Annotated in this window: 19 protein-coding genes and 1 pseudogene; 13 read left to right on the top strand and 7 right to left on the bottom strand. The window is 65.0% G+C overall.

Annotated elements, in window-relative coordinates; genetic code table 11:
- Positions 1 to 162: 162 nt before the first annotated feature.
- The 7 genes from AC1RKI_RS02375 to AC1RKI_RS02345 all read left to right on the top strand — a co-directional run bounded on the left by AC1RKI_RS02375 (position 163) and on the right by AC1RKI_RS02345 (position 9,007).
- Complete coding sequence (locus AC1RKI_RS02375) at positions 163 to 2,127, top strand: AMP-dependent synthetase/ligase (protein WP_227458380.1); 1,965 nt, start codon at positions 163 to 165, stop codon at positions 2,125 to 2,127.
- 28 nt (positions 2,128 to 2,155) lie between these two features.
- Positions 2,156 to 3,097: an ABC transporter ATP-binding protein gene (locus tag AC1RKI_RS02370; protein ID WP_061959181.1), complete on the top strand. Its 942-nt coding sequence runs from the start codon at positions 2,156 to 2,158 to the stop codon at positions 3,095 to 3,097.
- 29 nt (positions 3,098 to 3,126) lie between these two features.
- The gene (locus AC1RKI_RS02365) at positions 3,127 to 4,041 is read left to right on the top strand and encodes a branched-chain amino acid ABC transporter permease (protein ID WP_061959182.1); all 915 of its coding nucleotides are present in this window, start codon (positions 3,127 to 3,129) and stop codon (positions 4,039 to 4,041) included.
- Between the two features lie 148 nt (positions 4,042 to 4,189).
- Positions 4,190 to 5,266, top strand: a complete 1,077-nt coding sequence (locus tag AC1RKI_RS02360) for a branched-chain amino acid ABC transporter permease (protein ID WP_061959183.1) — start codon at positions 4,190 to 4,192, stop codon at positions 5,264 to 5,266.
- 126 nt (positions 5,267 to 5,392) lie between these two features.
- The gene (locus AC1RKI_RS02355) at positions 5,393 to 6,727 is read left to right on the top strand and encodes an ABC transporter substrate-binding protein (protein WP_150980801.1); all 1,335 of its coding nucleotides are present in this window, start codon (positions 5,393 to 5,395) and stop codon (positions 6,725 to 6,727) included.
- 88 nt (positions 6,728 to 6,815) lie between these two features.
- The gene (locus AC1RKI_RS02350; RefSeq protein ID WP_150980799.1) at positions 6,816 to 7,631 is read left to right on the top strand and encodes an ABC transporter ATP-binding protein; all 816 of its coding nucleotides are present in this window, start codon (positions 6,816 to 6,818) and stop codon (positions 7,629 to 7,631) included.
- A gap of 125 nt (positions 7,632 to 7,756) precedes the next feature.
- The gene (locus AC1RKI_RS02345) at positions 7,757 to 9,007 is read left to right on the top strand and encodes a phenylacetate--CoA ligase family protein (RefSeq protein ID WP_341247779.1); all 1,251 of its coding nucleotides are present in this window, start codon (positions 7,757 to 7,759) and stop codon (positions 9,005 to 9,007) included.
- Between the two features lie 41 nt (positions 9,008 to 9,048).
- Here the strand turns inward: AC1RKI_RS02345 and AC1RKI_RS02340 are convergent, their stop codons facing one another.
- The 7 genes from AC1RKI_RS02340 to AC1RKI_RS02310 all read right to left on the bottom strand — a co-directional run bounded on the left by AC1RKI_RS02340 (position 9,049) and on the right by AC1RKI_RS02310 (position 14,689).
- A complete protein-coding gene (locus AC1RKI_RS02340; RefSeq protein ID WP_492794328.1) occupies positions 9,049 to 9,519 on the bottom strand; it encodes a YbaN family protein in 471 nt (156 codons plus the stop codon).
- A gap of 53 nt (positions 9,520 to 9,572) precedes the next feature.
- Complete coding sequence (locus AC1RKI_RS02335) at positions 9,573 to 10,550, bottom strand: NAD(P)H-dependent flavin oxidoreductase (protein ID WP_061959187.1); 978 nt, start codon at positions 10,548 to 10,550, stop codon at positions 9,573 to 9,575.
- Positions 10,551 to 10,881: 331 nt separating this feature from the next.
- Complete coding sequence (locus AC1RKI_RS02330; protein ID WP_061959188.1) at positions 10,882 to 12,075, bottom strand: class I SAM-dependent rRNA methyltransferase; 1,194 nt, start codon at positions 12,073 to 12,075, stop codon at positions 10,882 to 10,884.
- A 4-nt stretch (positions 12,076 to 12,079) separates the two neighbouring features.
- A complete protein-coding gene (locus tag AC1RKI_RS02325) occupies positions 12,080 to 12,388 on the bottom strand; it encodes a YbeD family protein (protein WP_061959189.1) in 309 nt (102 codons plus the stop codon).
- Between the two features lie 9 nt (positions 12,389 to 12,397).
- Positions 12,398 to 13,603 carry a D-alanyl-D-alanine carboxypeptidase family protein gene (locus AC1RKI_RS02320; RefSeq protein WP_492794000.1) on the bottom strand — a complete coding sequence of 402 codons (1,206 nt, stop codon included), beginning with the start codon at positions 13,601 to 13,603 and terminating at the stop codon, positions 12,398 to 12,400.
- Between the two features lie 44 nt (positions 13,604 to 13,647).
- The gene (locus AC1RKI_RS02315; RefSeq protein WP_061959191.1) at positions 13,648 to 14,292 is read right to left on the bottom strand and encodes an alpha/beta hydrolase; all 645 of its coding nucleotides are present in this window, start codon (positions 14,290 to 14,292) and stop codon (positions 13,648 to 13,650) included.
- A gap of 76 nt (positions 14,293 to 14,368) precedes the next feature.
- Entirely contained in the window at positions 14,369 to 14,689 is a 321-nt protein-coding gene (locus tag AC1RKI_RS02310; protein WP_061959192.1) for a (2Fe-2S) ferredoxin domain-containing protein, read from the bottom strand.
- 452 nt (positions 14,690 to 15,141) lie between these two features.
- On the opposite strand from AC1RKI_RS02310, the gene AC1RKI_RS02305 reads away from it, so the two are divergent.
- The 6 genes and pseudogenes from AC1RKI_RS02305 (at position 15,142) to AC1RKI_RS02280 (ending at position 21,241) form a co-directional block, all read left to right on the top strand.
- On the top strand, positions 15,142 to 16,434 hold the full coding sequence (locus AC1RKI_RS02305; RefSeq protein WP_280519607.1) for a dicarboxylate/amino acid:cation symporter: 1,293 nt from the start codon (positions 15,142 to 15,144) through the stop codon (positions 16,432 to 16,434).
- Between the two features lie 130 nt (positions 16,435 to 16,564).
- Positions 16,565 to 18,550 carry a sensor histidine kinase gene (locus AC1RKI_RS02300; protein ID WP_490713962.1) on the top strand — a complete coding sequence of 662 codons (1,986 nt, stop codon included), beginning with the start codon at positions 16,565 to 16,567 and terminating at the stop codon, positions 18,548 to 18,550.
- Between the two features lie 75 nt (positions 18,551 to 18,625).
- Complete coding sequence (locus tag AC1RKI_RS02295; RefSeq protein WP_492794330.1) at positions 18,626 to 19,951, top strand: sigma-54-dependent transcriptional regulator; 1,326 nt, start codon at positions 18,626 to 18,628, stop codon at positions 19,949 to 19,951.
- A gap of 30 nt (positions 19,952 to 19,981) precedes the next feature.
- A pseudogene (locus tag AC1RKI_RS02290) lies at positions 19,982 to 20,163 on the top strand (aromatic amino acid lyase); the annotation flags it as partial.
- Between the two features lie 119 nt (positions 20,164 to 20,282).
- On the top strand, positions 20,283 to 20,783 hold the full coding sequence (locus AC1RKI_RS02285) for a type VI secretion system amidase effector protein Tae4 (RefSeq protein WP_084004265.1): 501 nt from the start codon (positions 20,283 to 20,285) through the stop codon (positions 20,781 to 20,783).
- Positions 20,780 to 21,241, top strand: a complete 462-nt coding sequence (locus tag AC1RKI_RS02280; protein ID WP_061959692.1) for a type VI secretion system amidase immunity protein Tai4 — start codon at positions 20,780 to 20,782, stop codon at positions 21,239 to 21,241. Before AC1RKI_RS02285 ends, AC1RKI_RS02280 begins: the two co-directional genes overlap by 4 nt.
- The last annotated feature ends 11 nt before the right edge of the window (positions 21,242 to 21,252 follow it).

The raw sequence follows: 21,252 nt of genomic DNA, 5'->3' as shown, positions 1-21,252 counted from the left end.
TTACGATCACACGGAACCGGCCCCTGCCAGCAATCCTCATCCACAAAGGCAAGGCGGGCTTGATGCGGTGCGGCAATGTCGCGCGATCGACCCAGTATAGCGACCGGTGTTGCGGCTTGATACCCGGCATGGCACCTACGTCGGCGGGGAGAGGAGACAGCAATGCAGGAATCGTCGGCAACGACCTTCCCGCGATGCCTGCTGGCGCACGCCACGCAGCGGCCCGATCACCCGGCCCATCGCGAAAAGGATCTCGGCATCTGGCAGACATACAGCTGGTCGCAAGTAGCCCGCGAAGTGCGCGAGCTGGCATGCGGGCTGGCAGCGCTCGGCTTTCAGCGCGGCATGAACCTGGCCGTGGTGGGTGACAACCGCCCGCGCCTGTACTGGGCGATGACGGCCGCGCAGGCGCTGGGCGGCGTGCCGGTGCCGCTCTACCAGGACGCCATCGCCAACGAGATGGTCTACGTGCTTGACGATGCAGAGATCGCGTTCGCCATCGTCGAGGATCAGGAACAGGTCGACAAGCTGCTGGAGGTGCAGCCGCAACTGGCAGAGCGCGGCCGCGCCGTGCGTCATCTGATCTACGAGGATCCGCGCGGCCTGCGCGATTACGACGATCCCTCACTGCTGTCGTACGCGCGCGTGCAGGAAATTGGACGCGAATACGACCGCTCCAATCCGGGCTTCTTCGACGCGGCGGTACAGGCCGGCGCGCCGGACGACACCGCGATCATCCTCTACACCTCCGGCACCACGGGCAAGCCGAAAGGCGTGTGCCATTCCCACGCGGGCCTGATCGGCGCCGCGCGCAACGGTTGCCAGTTCGATGGCCTGGGCCCGCACGACGATGTGCTGTCGTACCTGCCGATGGCGTGGGTGGGCGACAACCTGTTTTCTTATGCGCAGGCCATGGTGGCGGGTTTCACGGTCAACTGCCCGGAATCGCGCGAGACCGTGATGACCGATCTGCGCGAGATCGGCCCCACCTACTATTTCGCGCCGCCGCGCATCTACGAAGGGCTGCTCACGCAGGTGATGATCCGCATGGAAGATGCGGGCTGGGCAAAGCGCAAGATATTCGGCTGGGCGATGGGCGTGGCGCGCCGCTGCGGCGCCGACATCCTCGACGGGCGCGCGGTGTCATGGGCCGACCGCATGCGCTACGCGCTGGGCGAACTGCTGATCTACGGGCCGCTGCGCAATGTGCTGGGCATGAGCCGGATCCGCGTCGGCTACACGGCCGGCGAAGCGATCGGACCGGACCTGTTCCGCTTCTACCGCTCGATCGGCATCAATCTCAAGCAGTTCTATGGCCAGACCGAAACCTGCGCCTACGTCTGCCTGCAGCCCGATGGCCAGGTCAAGTTCGATTCGGTCGGCCCCGCCGCGCCCGGCATGGAGATCCGCATTGCCGACAACGGCGAAGTGCTGGTGCGCGGCGTTGGTCTGCTCAAGGCGTACTACAAGCGCGACGACGCCACGCGCGAAGCGATCAACGACGACGGCTATTTCATGACCGGCGATGCGGGCGTGATCGACGCCGACGGTCACCTGAAGATCATCGACCGCGCCAAGGACGTCGGCAAGCTGGCTGATGGATCGATGTTCGCGCCCAAGTACATCGAGAACAAACTCAAGTTCTTTCCGTACATCAAGGAGGCCGTGGCCTTCGGCACCGACCGCGATAAGGTCTGCGCGTTTATCAATATCGATTTCGATGCGGTGGGCAACTGGGCCGAACGCCGCCATCTGCCGTATGCGGGATACATCGATCTGGCCGGGCTGCCCGAAGTGACGGCGATGATTGCCGATTGCGTGGAACAGGTCAACGCTGATCTGGCCGCCGACGCGATGCTGGCCGGCTCGCAGATCGCGCGCTTCCTGATTTTGCATAAGGAGCTGGATCCCGATGACGACGAACTGACGCGCACGCGCAAGGTGCGGCGCGGCTTTATCGCCGAGAAGTACCGCGTGCTGGTCGACGCGCTCTATGCCGGGCGCACCGAGCAGTTCATCGATACGCGCGTGAAGTTCGAGGATGGCCGCGAAGGCAGCGTGTCGGCCACGCTGAAGCTGGTGGACGTGAAGCGCTTCCCGCCCGCTGGCGGTGCGCGCGCGGCATGAAGGCTCACAGGGACGGGAGGCAATCAGCATGACGGTTACCCAGACAGCGTGGCAGGGCGGCATGGCGCGCGTGGACGCCGCCGGCGCGATGGTGTCGCCCGGCAACCTGGCGCCGCCGGGTCACGCCGAAGGCGCGCGTGAAGACATTCCGCGCACCGGCGACGCGCATCGACCCGATGCCACGGCGCGCACGCAGACGCGCGGCGACGTCATCCTCGACCTGCAGAACATCTCGCTGGCGTTCGGCGGCGTGAAGGCGCTGACCGACATCTCGTTCGATGTCTGCGAGCACGAGATCCGCGCGATCATCGGGCCGAACGGCGCGGGCAAGAGTTCGATGCTCAACGTCATCAATGGCGTCTATCACCCGCAGCACGGCCGCATCGTCTTTCGCGGGCAGGAGCGTCGTCAGATGCATCCGACCGAGGCGGCGCGCCAGGGCATCGCGCGCACGTTCCAGAACATTGCGTTGTTCAAGGGCATGAGCGTGCTCGACAACATCATGACCGGCCGCAACACGCAGTTCCGCACCGGACTGTTTGCGCACGCGCTGTGGTGGGGCCCGGCGCGCGCCGAGGAAGTGCGCCATCGCCGCAAGGTCGAGGAAGTGATCGACTTCCTGGAAATCCAGGCGATCCGCAAGACGCCGGTGGGCCGCCTGCCCTACGGCCTGCAGAAGCGCGTGGAGCTGGCGCGCGCGCTGGCGGCCGAACCTTCGATGCTGCTGCTGGACGAGCCGATGGCCGGCATGAACGTGGAGGAGAAGCAGGACATGTGCCGCTTCATCCTCGACGTCAATCACCAGTTCGGCACCACCATCGTGCTGATCGAACACGACATGGGCGTTGTGATGGATATTTCCGACCGTGTGGTGGTGCTCGACTACGGCCGGAAAATCGGCGACGGCACGCCCGACGAGGTCAAGTCGAATCCCGACGTGATCCGCGCCTATCTGGGCGCTTCACACTAACGCACCGCGCCGCGCGCCGGGACCACACCATGACCTTCTTCTTCGAAATCCTGATCGGCGGACTGCTCTCCGGGCTGATGTATTCGCTGGTGGCGCTGGGCTTTGTGCTGATCTACAAGGCGTCCGGTGTCTTCAACTTTGCGCAGGGCGCGATGGTGTATTTCGCCGCGCTGGCGGTGGTCGGTTTGATGGACAAGGGGCTGCCGATGTGGGCAGCGGTGATCGGCGCGTTCGTCGTCATGATCATCGTCGGCATGAGCACCGAACGTTTCGTGCTGCGCAAGCTCGTCAACCAGCCGCCGATCACGCTGTTCATGGCCACCATCGGCCTGTCGTTCTTTCTGGAGGGGCTGGGGCCGCTCCTGTTCGGCAACGAGGTCCGTCCCATCCAGCTCGGCATCGTCGACGAGCCGATCGAATCGATCCTGACGAAATTCAACATCGTCGTGTCGAAGTTCGACCTGGCCGCCGCACTGATCGCCGCCGTGCTGGTGGCGGTGCTGGCGCTGTTCTTCCAGTACACCAAGGTAGGCCGCGCGCTACGCGCCGTGGCCGACGACCACCAGGCGGCGCTCTCGCTGGGCATTCCGCTGCAGCACATCTGGGCCATTGTGTGGGGCGTGGCCGGTTTTGTGGCGCTCGTGGCCGGCATGCTGTGGGGCTCGCGAAACGGCGTGCAGTTCGCCCTCACGCTGACCGCGCTCAAGGCCCTCCCGGTGCTGATCCTTGGCGGCTTCACATCGGTGCCCGGCGCCATCGTCGGTGGCCTGATCATCGGCGCATCGGAAAAGCTGGCGGAAATCTACATCCCGCCCGTATTCCAGTCCGTGTTCGGCGGAAACTTCGGCGGCATTGAGGGCTGGTTCCCGTACGTGTTTGCGTTGCTGTTCCTCCTGGTACGTCCGGAGGGACTTTTTGGAGAAAAACACATCGACCGCGTCTAGCGGGCGATGTGTTTTCGGCGAAGGCTAACTTTGCGCAGCAAAGTTAAGTCGCGCAGCGACGGCCGGAGGCAAAAACCGTCCAAGTCGCGCGTCTAGCGGGCGATGTGTTTTCGGCGAAGGCTAACTTTGCTGATGTCTGGAGAATTTCATGCTCTACCGCGAATCGGGCCAGTTCAAGACCAGCTACATCGCCGATAGCCAGATCTTTCCGATCCGGCAGGACCGCATCTTTTTTGCGTTGCTGATGGTCGTGGCATTTGCCGTGATTCCGTTCACGGGCAGCGAATACTGGCTCAGCGCCATCCTCACGCCATTCCTGATCTTCTCGCTCGCGGCATTGGGGCTGAACATCCTCACGGGATACGCCGGGCAGCTGTCGCTGGGCACGGCTGCGTTCATGGCGGTCGGCGCCTATGCCGCCTACAACTTCCAGCTGCGCATCGAGGGTATTCCGGTGCTGCTGACGTTCGTGCTCGCCGGCGCCACGGCTGCGCTGGTTGGGGTGGCATTCGGCTTGCCGTCGCTACGCATCAAGGGTTTTTATCTTGCCGTGGCCACGCTGGCCGCGCAGTTTTTCGTGGTGTGGGCGCTGACCAAGTTTCCCTGGCTGTCGAACAACAGCTCGTCGGGCGTGATCACCGCCCAGCGGCTCGATCTGTTCGGCGTGCCGATCGACACGCCGGTGAAGAAGTACCTGTTTGTGCTGGCGATCGTCGTGGTGCTGGCGCTGATCGCCAAGAACCTGGTGCGCTCGGCCACGGGCCGCGCCTGGATGGCGGTGCGCGACATGGACGTGGCCGCCGAAGTGATCGGCATTCCGCTGATGCGCACGAAGCTGCTGGCCTTCGCGGTGAGTTCGTTCTATTGCGGTGTGGCCGGCGCGCTGTACGCGTTCTGCTATCTCGGCTCCGTGGAGCCCGACGGCTTCTCGCTCGACCTCTCGTTCCGCATCCTGTTCATGATCATCATCGGCGGCGTCGGCAGCGTGCTCGGATCGTTTCTGGGCGCCGGGTTCATCCTGCTGTTGCCGATCCTGCTCGACAACGTGCTGCCCGCGCTGGCGGCGTTGCTGCACCTGCCGTTCACCAACGCCACCGTCTCGCATATCCAACTGATGACGTTTGGCGGTTTGATCATCTTCTTTCTGATCGTCGAACCGCACGGCCTGGCGCGGCTCTGGCAGATCGCCAAGGAAAAGCTGCGGCTCTGGCCGTTCCCGCATTAGCGGTGCGGTCGGCATGGTTCCGGCATTGCTGCGCGGTCGGAATCGTCTTGCCCGATGTGCATCGCGCCGCGTGGTGTTTTCGAGTCGTTCCCATAACAACGCCCGTTCGAGGTGAAGGAGACTGTCATGACAACCGTATTTCGCAACATGCAGCGCGTCGCCCTGGTGGTCAGCGTCGCCGCTGCGTTGCTGGCGCCCGCGCTGCCGGCGCAAGCGCAGGCCGGCGACCAGTTCGTGGCGCTGCCCAGCTATCGCGTCGGCCCGTATGGCGCCAATGGCCAGTCGTTCTACGGCGGGTTTGTCGATTACCTGAACTACGTCAATCTCAAGGACGGCGGCGTCAACGGCGTGAAGCTGTCCTGGGAGGAGTGCGAAACCGAATACAACAACGCCAAGGGCGTGGAGTGCTATGAGCGGCTGAAAGCCAAGAACAGCACCAGCAAGGGCACTGCGTATCACACCATGTCCACCGGCATCTCATATGCGCTGGTCGACAAGACCGCCGCGGACAAGGTGCCGCTGGTGATGATGGGCTACGGCCGCACCGACGCGGTGGACGGCTCGGTGTTCCCCTATGCGTTCCCGCTCGTGACGACCTACCAGATGCAGGTGTCGGCCATCGTCAAGTTCCTGGCGTCGAAGAACGGCGGCTCGCTCGCGGGCAAGAAGATCGTCTACCTGTATCACGATTCGGCCTATGGCAAGGAGCCCATCGTGGCGTTGCAGGCCGAGGCGAAGCTCGGCAAGTTCAACCTGGTGGAAATCCCCGTGGCGCATCCGGGCAACGAACAGGGCGCGCAATGGCTCAAGATTCGCCAGGAAAATCCGGACTACGTGATCTTCTGGGGCTGGGGCGTGATGAATCAGACCGCGCTGAAGGCCGCGCAGAAGGTGGGCTTTCCGCGCGACAAGATGATCGGCTCGTGGTGGGCGGGATCGGAGGAAGACACCGTGCCGGCCGGCGACGCGGCCAAGGGCTACATGAGCGCGACGTGGAACGTGGCGGGCAAGGGCGTGCCGCTGATCGCCGATATCGAGAAGGTGGTCTACGGCGCCGGCAAGGGCAACATGCAGGACAAGAACAAGGTGGGATCGGTGCTCTATAACCGCGGCGTGTCGGCGGCCGTGGTGACCGTCGAGGCGATCCGCGTGGCGCAGGCCAAGTTCGGCAAGAAGGTGATGAGCGGCGACGAAATGCGCTGGGCGTTCGAAAACCTGAACCTGACCAGCGCGCGCCTGCAACAGCTCGGCGCCACCGGCCTGCTGCCCGAGATCAAGACCAGCTGCGACAACCACGAAGGATCGGGCAAGGTGAAGATCCAGCAGTGGGACGGCACCAAGTGGGTGGTGGTGTCGGATTGGATCGAAGGCAACAAGAACCTGATCCACCCGCTGTTCAAGGCCACCGCCGCGCAGTACGCCAAGGAAAAAGGCTTCACGCCCGCGTGCATGAAGTCCTGAGCCGCGGCGCTGCGCGGCTGAGTGGTCGCCCCTCTCCCATGCGTGGGAGAGGGCGCTCGCAAACGGTGGGAAATTTCGAGGCGTCGCCATGTCCCTGCTATCCGTCAACAACATCGAAGTCATCTACGACCACGTGATCCTGGTGCTCAAGGGCGTGTCGCTCGATGTGCCCGAGGGCCGCATCGTGGCGTTGCTGGGCGCCAACGGCGCGGGCAAGACCACCACGCTCAAGGCGATCTCCAATCTGCTGCACGCCGAGCGCGGCGACGTCACCAAGGGATCGATCGAATATCGCGGCCAGCGCGTCGACCAGCTCACGCCCAACGACCTCGTCAAGCGCGGCGTGATCCAGGTGATGGAAGGCCGCCATTGCTTTGCGCATCTGACCATCGAGGAAAACCTGCTGACCGGCGCCTACACGCGTGGACTGTCGCGCGGCGATACGCGCGATGAGCTGGACAAGATCTACGCGTACTTTCCGCGCCTGAAGACGCGCCGCAAGTCGCAGGCTGGCTATACGTCGGGCGGCGAACAGCAGATGTGCGCCATCGGTAGGGCGATGATGGCCAAGCCGTCGATGATCCTGCTCGACGAACCGTCGATGGGCCTGGCGCCGCAGATCGTGGAGGAAATCTTCGAGATCGTGCGCGACCTGAACACGCGCGAGCGCGTCAGCTTCCTGCTGGCGGAGCAGAACACGATGGTGGCGCTGCGCTACGCCGACTACGGCTACATCCTCGAAAACGGGCGCGTGGTCATGGATGGCGACGCCGAATCGCTGCGCACCAACGAGGACGTCAAGGAGTTCTATCTGGGCGTGGCCGCCAACGACGCCGAGGGCGGCGCGCGCAAATCGTTCCGCGACGTCAAGAGCTATCGTCGGCGCAAGCGCTGGCTGGCCTGAGCGCGGGTCATAGCCGACCCGCGCCGAGCCGCACACCGGCGCGCACCGCCGGCCCGCATGCTGACCTCGGCGCGCCATCGCCACTCCCACCATAACGTCCCAGCATCGTCCACGAAATTTCTGCCATGGCCGACTACTTCGATTCCCTGGAAACGCGCGCACCCGCCGAGCGCGAAGCGGCGTTGATGACCGCGCTGGCGCAGCAGATCGCCCACGCACAGGCGCACGCGCCGTACTTCGCCGAGGTGCTGTGCGAAGTCGATGCGCGCGAGGTCCGCTCGCGTGAGGCGCTGGCCTTGCTGCCGGTCACGCGCAAGTCCGAACTGGCGGCGCGCCAGCGCGCGGCGCCGCCGTTGGGCGGGCTCAATGCGACGCGCGTCGGTGCGCTGCGTCATGTGTTTCAGTCGCCCGGGCCAATCCACGAGCCCGACGGCTTTGCGGCGGACTGGTGGCGCACCGCGCGCGCGATGTTTGCCGCCGGGTTCCGCGCGGGCGATCTGGTCTACAACACGTTTTCGTATCACTTCACGCCGGCCGGCATGATGATGGAGTCGGGCGCGCACCGGCTGGGCTGCTGCGTGTTTCCCGCTGGCGTCGGGCAGACCGAATCGCAGGTGCAGGCGCTGGCCAGCCTGCAGCCAGCGGCCTATGCGGGCACGCCGTCGTTCCTGAAACTGCTGATCGAGCGCGGCGCCGAAATGGGCGCGCCGTGCGGCAGCCTGTCGAAGGCGCTGGTATCCGGCGAAGCCTGCCCGCCCGCGCTGCGTGCGTGGTTGCAGGACCATGGCATCGTGGCGCGGCAGATGTACGGCACCGCCGATCTCGGCCTGATCGCCTACGAAACCGATGGCGGCGACGGCTGGGTGGTCGACGAAGGCGTGATCGTGGAAATCGTCGAGCCGGGCGGCTCCAAGCCGATGCCCGAGGGTGAAACCGGCGAAGTTGTGGTCACCGTGCTCGGCAATGGCGACTATCCGCTGATCCGTTTCGGCACCGGCGACTTGTCGGCCGTAGTGGCCGATTCATCGCATCGGGCCAGCCCCTGCGGGCGCACCAACATCCGTTTGAAAGGCTGGCTGGGCCGCGCGGACCAGGCCACCAAGGTCAAGGGCATGTTCGTGCATCCGGGCCAGGTGGCCGATGTGGTGCGCCGTCATCCGGAAATCCGCGCCGCACGGCTGGTGGTGACGGGCGCGGTCGGCAACGACGCCATGACGCTGCATTGCGACGCCACGCGCGACGACGAAGGCCTGGCGCGCGCTATTGCCGAATCGATGCGGGAGGTGATGCGCCTGCGCGGCGACGTGCAGTTTGTGGCGGCGGGATCGTTGCCGCAGGACGGCCGCGTGATCGAGGACGCGCGCCGTTACGACTGACAGCGGCGGGCGCGCAACGGGGCGTCGCGCGCGCGCAGCCGTCATGGCTGCTGCGTGTCCGTATCGGCGTAGCCGCCGCGCGGGCGCGTCGGCAGCCGCACCATCCACACCGTGACCGCCAGCCCGATCGCCAGCAGCGTCAGCGACGACACGGGGCGCCCGCGCAGTAGCCACGCGGTAGTGCCCATCGAGACCCACATCATCGAAAGCGCGAGGCATTTGGCGCGCAGCGGGATGCTGCGATGCGCCTGCCAGTCGCGCACGAGCGGCCCGAAGCGCTGGTGCGTGATCAGCCAGTGATGGAATTTCTCCGACCCGCGCGCGAAGCACGCGGCGGCCAGCAGGATGAACGGCGTGGTCGGCAGCAGCGGCAGGAAGATGCCGATGATGCCGAGCACCAGGCTCAGCGCGCCGCAGGTCACCCAGAACGCGCGGATCGCGCGCTCGCGGTGGGTAAGCGTTTCAGGCTGGCCGGCCTGGCGGTTGGGGCGTTCGGGGTGGGCGGGCTGCAACGGTACGGGGGCGAAAAGCGGCGCGATGGTGGGCGCAGGGCGCAAAAACGCCCTTATGCTACCAGTCCCAGGCGGGCGCGCGCGGCATCGTACTCGGCCTTCATGCGCGCCACGATCTCGCCCGCGGTGGGAATGTCGTGGATCTGGCCGACGCCCTGGCCGGCGCCCCAGATGTCCTTCCATGCCTTGGCCTTCGATGCGCCGCTGGAAAAGTCCATCTTGGTCTTGTCCGCCACGGGCAGGTTTTCTGGATCGAGCCCCGAATTAAGAATGCTCTCGCGGATGTAGTTGCCGTGCACGCCCGTGAACAGGTTGGTGTAGATGATGTCCGACGCGGCCGAACTGGTGATCGATTGCTTGTACTCGGCGCTGGCGTGGCCTTCCTGCGACGCGATGAAGCGCGTGCCGACATAAGCGAAATCGGCGCCCATGGCTTGCGCGGCCAGCACGGCGTCGCCGGTGGCGATCGCGCCCGACAGCGCGATCGGGCCATCGAAGATCTTGCGCACTTCGCCGACCAGCGCGAACGGCGACAGCGTACCGGCATGGCCGCCCGCGCCAGCCGCCACCAGGATCAGCCCGTCGACGCCGGCCTCGATTGCCTTCTCCGCGTGGCGGATGCTGATGACGTCGTGCAGCACGATGCCGCCATAGCTGTGCACTGCGTCGATCATTTCCTTGACCGGCGCGCGCAGCGACGTGATGAAGATCGGCACCTTGTGCTCCACGCAGACCTTCACGTCGTGCTCCAGCCGAGCGTTGGACACATGCACGATCTGGTTCACCGCCACCGGCCCCACCGGCTTGCCAGGATTGGCCGCCTGGAACGCCGCAAGCTCTTCCTGGATCATCGTCAGCCATTCGTCGAGCAGTTCGGCCGGACGCGCGTTGAGCGCCGGGAACGAGCCAACGATGCCCGCCTTGCACTGGGCCATCACCAGCTCCGGATAGCTGACGATAAACATGGGCGATGCGATGACGGGCAAGGCCAGGTTTTGCAGGACGGGTGGAATATGTTTGGCGCCGGGCATGAAGTCTCCTCGAATGATGGGTACGCAATCGGTGAACTGAACGATCGTTCGATTATAGGGAGTTTCAGATGACGCGGCGGCGCGCGGTGGCGGCAGTAGAGGGCGCCCTCCATGCCGGCTGGCGGTGGTGCGGCGAATGCGCGAAGCGCAAAAAAAAAACGCCCCGCCACAAGGGCGGGGCCATTACCACGAAGACTGATAAGAAGAGACGGTCAGACACCTGCCAATGCCTTACCGTGAGACGAATCTTATGCGGCCAATATGACCGGAGTGAGACAGTCTCAAGGCAATTCTGGAAAACCCGGGCCCGGCTGCGCCGCTGCCGGCCACGTCAGATTTTCTCGAGCAGCAGGCCCTTCAGATATTCGCCTTCGGGAAATGCCGCGGACATCGGATGATCGGTGCCGGCCGACAGGCGGCGCAGGATGCGGGCGTCGGCGCGAGCGTCGGTCACGGCGCCGGCCACGATCTTGTGGAACAGTTCCATGCCGATCGCGCCCGAGCACGAATACGTGAACAGCAGGCCGCCCGGACGCAGCAACTGCATGCCGACCAGATTGATTTCCTTGTACGCGCGCGCGGCCCGGTCGATGTGCTGGGCCGACGGCGCAAACTTTGGCGGATCGAGCACGATCAGATCGAACTGGCGGCCCTCAGCGCGGAATTCGCGCAGCGTCTTGAACACGTCCGCATCGAGCCAGGTGGCGCGTTGCGCATCGAAGCCGTTCAGCGTGACGTTGTTGGCCGCGATCTTCAGCGCTTCGCCCGACGAATCGATCGACGTCACCGATGCGGCGCCGCCGCGCAGCGCCGCCAGCGAAAAGCCGCCGGTGTAGCAGAAACAGTTGAGCACCTCGCGCCCTTCGGCCAGATCGCCCACCAGTTTGCGGTTGTCGCGCTGGTCGACATAGAAGCCGGTCTTGTGGCCGTTGCGCACGTCCACGTAGTAGCGCACGCCGTGCTCGGTGATCGACAGTTCCGGATCGGGTTCGGCGCCGGCCAGCACGCCGGTCACCAGTTCCAGGCCTTCGCGCTGGCGCACTGCCGCGTCGGACCGTTCGTAGACGTTGGGGCAGCCGGTTTCCTTGATCAGCGCCTGCACCAGCGCATCCTTCCACTGCTCGACGCCCGCGGCATTGAACTGGCACACCAACTGGCCGGTTTCGCCCTGGCCGTAGTAGTCGACGATCAGGCCCGGCACGCGGTCGGCTTCGCCGAAGATCAGGCGCACGGCGCTGGTGTCGTGCACCCAGCGCTTGCGATGCGCCACGGCGGCGGCCACGCGACGCTTGAACAGCGCGTGATCGACCGGCTCGTTCTCATCGAACGTCCACACGCGGGCGCGGATCTGCGATGCCGGGCTGTAGGCGCCGCGCGCCAGAAACCGGCCGTCGGCGGCGCGGATGACCACGGTCGAGCCCGCTTCGCAGCGGCCTTCGGTGGAGGCGATGCCCGTGGCGTAGACCCACGGGTGGCGCCGCAGCAGCGATTTTTCCTTGCCCGGCTTCAGGGTGATGGCGTTCATGCGCTTACAGCACCACCTTGACCATCGGGTGCGACGTCAGCGCGCGATACAGATCGTCGAGCTGCTCGCGGCTGGTGACCCACACGGTCACGGTCAGGCCGAGGTAGTTGCCGTTGCGCGAAGGACGCATCTCCATCTTGCCGGCGTGGAAGTTCGGGTCGAAGTCCTGGATCAGCGTCACGATGGCTTCGGCAAAGCCGTCCTGCATCGCGCCCATCACCTTGATCGGGAAATCGCTCGGGTATTCGATCAGCGACTGCTCGGGCGGAATATCGCCCGGCGTCAGCGGACCGTTGTTCGAATCGGTTGTCATCTGGATTCCTTACTTGCGCTTGAACCAGAGGCGGATCGTATCCCACAGGCGGCCGAAGAAGCCCGCCTCGGGCACTTCCTCCAGCGCCACCACCGGGAATTCGCCCACCTTGTTGTTGCCGTCCATCAGCTTGACCGTGCCCACCTGCTGGCCTGCCGCGATCGGCGCGATCAGCAGTTCCTGGCGCTCCAGCACCGGCTTCAGGCGGCCGCCCGTGCCCTTGGGCACCGTGACGAAGGTCTCGTCGGCCACACCGATCTTGATGGTGCCGCTCTTGCCCTTGTAGATGTCGGGCGTGGCCAGCACCTGGCCGCGGTCATAGAGGCGCAGCGTGTCGAAGAACTGGAAGCCGTAGTTCAGGATCTTCAGGCTTTCCTGCGTGCGGATCTGCTCGGTGTTGGTGCCGATCACGATCGACACCAGGCGGCGCGAGCCATTCGGCACATTGGCCAGCGGACGCTTGGCCGACGAGATCAGGCAGTAGCCGGCCGACTTGGTGTGGCCGGTCTTCACGCCGTCGACGGTCGGGTCGATGTAGAGCAGGCGGTTGCGGTTGGGCTGCCTGATCTTGTTATAGGTGAACTCCTTTTGCGAGTACATCGCGTAGTACTCGGGGAAGTCCTTGATCAGGCGCGTGGTCAGCGTGGCCAGGTCCACCGCGGTGGTGTAGTGGTTCGGGTCGGGCACGCCGTCGGTATTGGTGAAGTGCGTGCCCTTCATGCCCATGCGCTGCGCTTCGCGGTTCATCATCGCCACGAAGCCTTCCTCGGATCCACCCACGGCTTCGGCCAGCGCCAGCGCGGCGTCGTTGCCCGACTGCACGATCAGGCCCAACAGCAGGTCCTGCACGCTGACCGGTTTGCCGGCCTCGATGAACATGCGCGACTCATCGCTTTTCACCTTGCGCACGATGTCGGTGGGCGTCACGGTCTGGTCCAGCGTCAGACGCTTTTCCTTGAGCGCCTCGAACGCCAGGTAGGCCGTCATCAGCTTGGTCAGCGACGCCGGTTCGATGCGCAGGTCGGCGTTCTGCGATGCCAGCGCCTGACCGCTGGTCACGTCGTACAGCATCCAGGACTTGGCGGCCACTTGCGGCGTCGGCACGCCCTGCGCCAGCACGGCGGCGGGAGCGGCGGCAAGCGCGGTGGCGATCGTCGCGGCGATGGCGACGGGGGCGAGGGCGGACGCGAAGTGCGGCGTGGCTCTGTTCAGCATGAGTAATGTTCCAACGAGAAAAGGATGGGCGCGGACGGGACGGTTCACCGTTCCCACGCGTTGACGACAAGCTGCTTGATCAGGTGCAGCTTGCGATGGAAAAAATGGTCGGCGCCGGGAATGACGATCACCGGCAGCTCTTGCGGACGGGCCCAGTCCAGCACGCTGGCCAGAGGCACCGTGTCGTCCTGTTCGCCGTGGATCACGATGGTGTCGGCCGGCACCGTGGCGACGTCCCAGCGGCTGGTGGCGGTGCCCACCAGCACCAGCCGTTGCGCGGGCTTGCCGGCCTCGGCCAGACGGCGTGCCACGTGCGTCTGCACGAAGCTGCCGAACGAAAATCCGCCCAGCGCCAGCGGCAGCGTGGCCACTTGCGGCGACCACGCGGTCTGCGTGCGCATCCAGTCGATGACTGCCAGCAGGTCGTCCTGTTCGCCGATGCCCTTGTCGTGCTCGCCGGCCGAGCCGCCGACGCCGCGAAAATTGGGGCGCACCGTGGCGTAGCCCAGTGCGACGAAGGTGCGCGCCAGCGTCTGCGCCACCTTGTTGTCCTTGGTGCCCGCGAACAGCGGGTGCGGATGGGCCACCAGCGCGATGCCGCGCACGGGTTCGTTCTGCGGCAGATCGATCGAAATGTCGATGGCGCCGACGGGACCGGCAATGGTGGTGACCTGGGTATGCGCGTTCATGATGACTGGGGGCAGGATAACGACGGCACAACAAAAAACCGGGCATCGACCCGGCGCGGCTCGGCAGGTACGGGGATCAGCGGTCCACCATCAGGCGCTCGACGGGCTTGCCGTTGATCAGATGGCTTTCGATGATTTCGTCGATGTCCTGCTCGTCGACGAAGGTGTACCAAACGGCCTCGGGGTAGACCACCAGCACCGGTCCAAGTTCACAACGGTTCAGGCAGCCGGCCTTGTTGATGCGCACGCGGCCTTCGGCGCCGGCGATGCCAAGCTCCTTGCAGCGCTTCTTGGCGTATTCCTGCATGGCGCGCGCATTGTGGTCGGCGCAGCAAGCCTTGCCGTCGTCGCGCTGGTTCAGGCAGAAGAAGACGTGATGTTTGTAGTAGCTGCTCATGACGGCGGACTGGCGTGCGCGCGCCGTCGTACAGGGGCGGACGCGGGCGCGGCGTGAATCGGAAGCTCGTAATTATACGTGGTCGGCCATGTCATTCCGCGCCGCGACACTGCCCGGAAATCCGGAATCCACAGCGCCACGGCCCTGCGCACCGACACCTGACCATGCAGCGGTATCCATCGGGATGCCTCTGGCGACACTTTTGAGTGGTGCAAGCGGCGCAATGCCGTCCGGATTTCCGGAGTCCGCCATTCCGGATTTCCGGAATTCTGGAGCGCCGCACCGCGCGATTCTCACGACTTCCTTGTAAATCAATGACTTGATCGCCGCCCTCGCTGTGGCACGGCTGTTGCAAATAGTTACCAGCAGACGCGCCGCCGACGCTTTCTGGCCAGGCGTGCAACGCGGGACGCCATCGAGCGCCCCACACCGGTCATAACACCGAGGAAGACATCATGAGGAAACCCTTCTACAAGATCCTGTACGTGCAGGTCCTGTTCGCGATCGCCGTCGGCATCCTGCTGGGTCATTTCTGGCCGCAAACCGGCGTGGAAATGAAGCCGCTGGGCGACGCGTTCATCAAGCTGATCAAGATGATCATCGGGCCGATCATCTTCTGTACCGTGGTGTCCGGCATTGCCGGCATGCGCGACATGAAGAAGGTGGGCCGCGTGGGCGGCAAGGCGCTGCTCTATTTCGAGATCGTCTCGACCTTCGCGCTGCTGATCGGCCTGGTCGCCTCGCACGTGCTCAAGCCGGGCGTCGGCTTCAACATCGACCCGGCCACGCTGGACACCAAGTCGATCTCGCAATACGTGTCGAAGGCACACGGCCAGAGCACGGTCGAATTCTTCATGCACATCATCCCGGACACGATCTTCAGCGCGTTCGCCAACGGCGACATCCTGCAGATCCTGTTGGTGTCGCTGTTCTTCGGCTCTGCGTTGGCAGTCATCGGCGAGCGCGCGCGCATCGTCCACGACATGGTGGACCAGGTGTCAAAGGTGTTCTTCCACATCGTGCACGTGATCACCAAGGTGGCTCCGATCGGTGCGTTCGGCGCCATGGCGTTCACCATCGGCAAGTACGGCCTGGGCTCGCTGATTCCGCTGCTCAAGCTGATCGGCACGTTCTACTTCACGGCCATTGTGTTCGTGCTGGTGGTGCTGGGCACCGTGGCGCGCCTGATCGGCTTCTCGATCATCCGCTTCGTCGCGTACATCAAGGAAGAACTGCTGATCGTGCTGGGCACCAGCTCGTCCGAGGCCGCGCTGCCCCACCTGATGGAAAAGATGGAAAAGCTCGGCTGCTCGAAGTCGGTGGTCGGGCTGGTGGTGCCGACCGGTTATTCGTTCAACCTCGACGGCACCAATATCTACATGACGATGGCGGTGATCTTCATCGCGCAGGCCACCAATATCGAATTGACGCTGATGCAGCAGCTGACGATCCTCGCCGTGGCGATGGTGACCTCGAAGGGCGCCAGCGGCGTGACCGGCTCGGGCTTCATCACGCTGGCCGCCACGCTGGCCGTGGTGCCGACGATTCCGGTGGCGGGCATGGTGCTGATCCTGGGCATCGACCGCTTTATGAGCGAATGCCGTGCGCTGACCAACATCATCGGCAATGGCGTGGCCACCGTGGTGGTGTCGGCGTGGGAGCGCGAGCTCGATCGCGCGCGCCTGAGCCGCGTGCTGCGTGGCGGCGATGACAACGTCGAACTCGCCGACGCCGGCGCACGCTGAGCCCGACCGGGCAGCCCCGGGCGAGGCCGGCCGCGGCATCGCCGGCGCCGCCCGCGCACACCGCGCTGGCACGGCCGCCCCCCGGCACGGCCAGCGGGTATCATCGGCGCAAGAGCTTTCGCGCCCGCCGATGCCCCATTCCGACGACTTCCTTGCCGTGCATGACTCCGCCGCGCCCGCACACTCGCCGGGATCGGCCACGCGCTGGTGGGGTTTTGCCATCGCGCTGCTGGCCGGGCTCGTCGCGCTGTGCGCGCTGACCTGGCTGCTGTCGGTCCAGCGCGGCATCGCTGCGCTGCAGCAGTCCACCGCGATGCGGGCCGACCGCTACGCGGCGACGCTCGAATCCACGCTCGACCGCTACGAATTCCTGCCCGCACTGGTGTCGCTGCATCCGTCGGTGCGCGCGCTGCTGGCGTCGCCCGAGGATCCCGCGCGCATCGCGGCCGTCAACGACTACCTGGTCGAGGTCAACCGCCGCGCGCGCGCCTCGGCCACCTACGTGATCGCCGCCAACGGGCGCGCGCTGGCCGCCAGCAACCACGGCGAGCCGGGCAGCTTCGTCGGCACCGACTATCGCTTCCGGCCCTATTTCCAGATGGCGTCGCGCGGCGAGATCGGCCGTTTCTACGCCATCGGCGTCACCAGCGACGAGCCCGGCTACTACATCGCGCAGCCGATCGAAGCGGCCGGCAGGGTGATCGGCGTCACGGTGGTAAAGCTCAATCTCGAATGGTTTCCGCGTGCCGGGTCCGGGCGGGGCGAGCCGCTCATGGTGTCCGACGAGCATGGCGTGATCTTTCTGTCATCGGTGCCGGCCTGGCAGTACCGCACGCTGCGGCCGCTGCCGCCCGCGCTGCAGGCCGAGTTGCACAACACGCGCCAGTATCACGATGTCGATGTCACGCCATTGCCGATGCAGGCGCTCGATTCGCCGGTGACGCGCTGGTTGGCCGACACCACGCTCGACGAAGGCGAGCGGCTGGTGCGCGTGGGCGCGACCAGTACAAGCACCGCGACGGAAGCCGCCGACGCACAGCCGGGATTGGCCGACGACGGCGCCGATCGATATCTCGAAATCAATCGCGCCGTCGGACCCGCCCGCTGGACCATGCAGGTGATGGCGCCGCTCGATCCGGTGCTGGCCAACGCGCGCAGCGCGACGATCGGCGCCGCGCTGGCGTATGCGTGCATCTGCCTGCTGCTGGTGAACCTGCGGCAACGCCGCCAGCGCGCGCGCGACATGCTGTACAGCCGCCGCCTGCTTGAAGCCGCCTACGACGAGCTGGAGCGCCGCGTGGAGGCGCGCACGGCCGATCTGATGGCCATCAACGAACAACTGGAAGCGGAAGTGGCCGAGCGCACGCGCGCCGAAAGCGAGTTGCGCGCCACCCAGGACGAACTGGTGCAGGCGAGCAAGCTGGCCGCGCTGGGCCAGATGGCCGCCGGGATCACGCATGAACTGAACCAGCCGCTGGCCGCGCTGCGCACGTTTTCGGACAACACCCGCGTGCTGCTCGAACGCGGCCAGCTCGATGCGGCCACCGGCAACCTGTCCGCCATCGCCGATCTGACCGAGCGCATGGGCAAGATCACCGGACAACTGAAGCTGTTTGCCGGCAAGGCGCGGCAGCGGCGCAACGCGGTGCGCGTGCGCGCCGCACTCGATCATGTCCTGCAATTGATGGCGCCGCGCCTCGGACACGTCGCGCTGACCATCAACGGGCTAGACGGCGACGGCGCGGATCTTTCGGTCTGGGCCGACGAACTGAAACTGGAACAGGTGCTGCTGAACCTGGTGGGCAACGCGCTCGACGCGATCGCAGCCGAAGGCCGCACGGATGGGCAGATCGACGTGACGGTGGCGGCCAGCGACGAAACGGTCAGGATCGCGGTGCGCGACAATGGCGCCGGCATAGCCGCCGAAGCGTTGCCGCGCCTGTTCGAACCGTTCTACACCACCAAGGAAATCGGCCAGGGGCTGGGCCTTGGGCTGGCCATCTCGTCGTCGATCGTGCGCGAGTTCGGCGGCCAATTGACGGCCGCGAACGTCGACGGTGGCGGCGCGGAATTCGTGGTGACCTTGCGGCGTGCACGCCAGCCCGTGCCGGCATGAGGCGCCGGACGCCAGGCGGCGCATCGGGCTGCGGCAGGATCGGTACGGCAACAAAAGGACAGGGAAATGATTGCGATGCATGACGGACTGCGCGTGCTGTTTGTCGAAGACGAACCGCTGGTGCGTCAGGCCACGGCGCAGAGCCTGGAACTGGCGGGCTTTGCGGTGCTGGCGTTGCCGTCGGCCGAGGCGGCGATGCCGCACCTGACCGCCGATTTTCCCGGCGTGTTGGTGACCGACGTGCGGCTGTCCGGCGCATCGGGGCTGGACCTGCTGCATCACTGCCGCAATCTGGCGCCGGGCGTGCCGGTGATTTTGGTCACCGGCCACGGCGACATCACGATGGCCGTGCAGGCGATGCGCGAAGGCGCCTACGACTTTATCGAGAAACCGTTCGGTGCCGACCGCCTGACCGATACCGTACGCCGCGCGCTCGAGCGGCGCGCGCTGGAACTGGAAAACCTGGCATTGCGCCGCGAACTGGCCGGCCCCGCGGCGGGAACGCGCATCATCGGCAGATCGGCCGCCATCGCGCAGGTGCGCGACCTGATCGCCAATGTCGCGGCCACCGACGTGCCGGTGATGATCAACGGCGAGACTGGCACCGGCAAGGAACTGGTGGCGCGCAGCCTGCACGCGTTGTCCACGCGCCGCGACGCGCCGTTTATCGCGCTGAACTGCGGCGCCGTTCCGGAGGCCATTTTCGAAAGCGAAATGTTTGGCCACGAGGCCGGCGCATTTACAGGCGCCGGCAAGCGCCGCGTCGGCAAGCTGGAGCATGCGTCGGGCGGCACGCTGTTTCTCGACGAAATCGAAAGCATGCCGCTGGCGTTGCAGGTGAAGCTGCTGCGCGTGCTGCAGGAGGGCACGCTGGAACGGCTGGGGTCGAATGCATCGGTCCCGATCGACGTACGCATTGTGGCCGCCGCCAAAGGCGATATGGAAGCGCTGGTGGCGCAGGGCGCGTTCCGTCAGGACCTGCTGTATCGACTCAATGTGGTGACGATTCCGTTGCCGCCGCTGCGCGAGCGCCGCGAAGACATCGTGCCGCTGTTCGAGCATTTCATGCTGGTCGCCGCCGTGCGGTATCAGCGCCCCGCGCCAATCCTCTCCGAAATGCAGCGCCAGCAACTGATGCAGCGGCCGTGGCCCGGCAATGTGCGCGAACTGCGCAATGCGGCGGACCGTCTGGTGCTGGGCGTGCCCGAAGGCGGGCAGGGCGCCGGCAGGACCGACGCCGGCGACGAATCGGTGCCGCTGCGCGAGCGCATGGAGCGCTACGAGCGCGCAGTGATCGCCGATACGCTCGCGCGCACGGGTGGTGCGGTCAGCCAGGCCGCGGATCTGCTGCAAGTCGGCAAGGCGACCTTGTACGACAAGATCAAACGCTACGGACTCTGAGTTCAGCTCCCGACACCGTTGCCGCAGTCGCCCGTGGCCTGCGGGCAACTGCTGAAGTATCTGGGCGCAGCTATCACACCGGCTGTTCCGCAAGTGAGGTCGCTTGACGCCAGTGGCGACCTTGCACCGCTCTCGCACTGGCCATCACGTTGATCGGTGAAGGCAAGGCGGTGACTGCCGACGGCGGCACGGCACCCACATCTGGGTTGATTCCAGTGATCTCTGACTAGTGACAACGCGCCGTCGATGTTCAGCCGCTATACCGATATTCGACCGACTGTTGAACGGGATTCGGAAAATCATCGCCGAATCCCGAGATCAAGGATGGAAGATGACCCGACCTAGTTTCACTGCTGCGTGGGCTGCTTCGCAGCGAATTTATGCTCCCGTAAACTCAAGCGTCAAGGTAGCAAAAATCATTGGAGGGTATGTTGAGAAGAACATTAACAACCCTGATCCTCGACAGCGCTGGACTAATACCTGTGCGGTGCGGATGAGCTATATCCTGAGTCATTCGGGTTTGACTATTCCGAGCATTCCCGGACAGACCGTATCGGGAGCGGATAGACGTCAGTATTTTTTCCGTGTCAGGAACCTCATTGCCTTTCTTCGGCAGAAATGGGGGCAGCCGGAGGTTGTTGAGTATCCACCGTCTGACGGAGGTTCGCTTGCCGGTAAGAAGGGGCTGATTCTTTTCGAAGTTTCAGGTTGGTCGGATGCACAAGGCCACGCAACGCTGTTCAACGGGAATGTCTGCTACGACCACTGTTACTTCAACGAGCCAGAGGCAAGATATCGCACTGACCGTGCGAACTTCTGGAGTCTTCCATGAAGAAGGTTTGGGTCGGTATCCTGACCGCTTCAGCTTTCATTTCCTGCGCGTCGGTGGTCTATGCCAAGGACGAACGACGCGCGTCTCCACAGGCGGGGACTCGTACTTACGCGCAGAACTACAAGGACATGGTGCTGGCGACCTGCATCGCGAACGCTTACAGGCACGACAAGGATGCCGCCATTGACGCGGGAAGCAGCGTCAGCGCATTGCGGGACTGGACTGCTTACGATCTGGAGAAAGCTCCAGACGAAATCAAGTCACTGGTGGATCGTTACCTGGCGCGCGATTATCGCAACCCGCTCGTTGACGCTGAAATCAAGGGCGTCCGCTTCGACTTGCTGAAGTGCATGGATCTTTATCACAGCGCGGAACTGGACGCACAGGTCAAACGTCTGGTCATCCATCCCAAGCGTACCTACAGACAAGACAATCCGCCGCCAGCCAAGTCGAGGTAACCCTGCGACGC

The organism is Cupriavidus sp. GW822-FHT06G04 (assembly GCF_058799075.1).
This window is presented reverse-complemented; position numbering and strand designations above follow the sequence as displayed.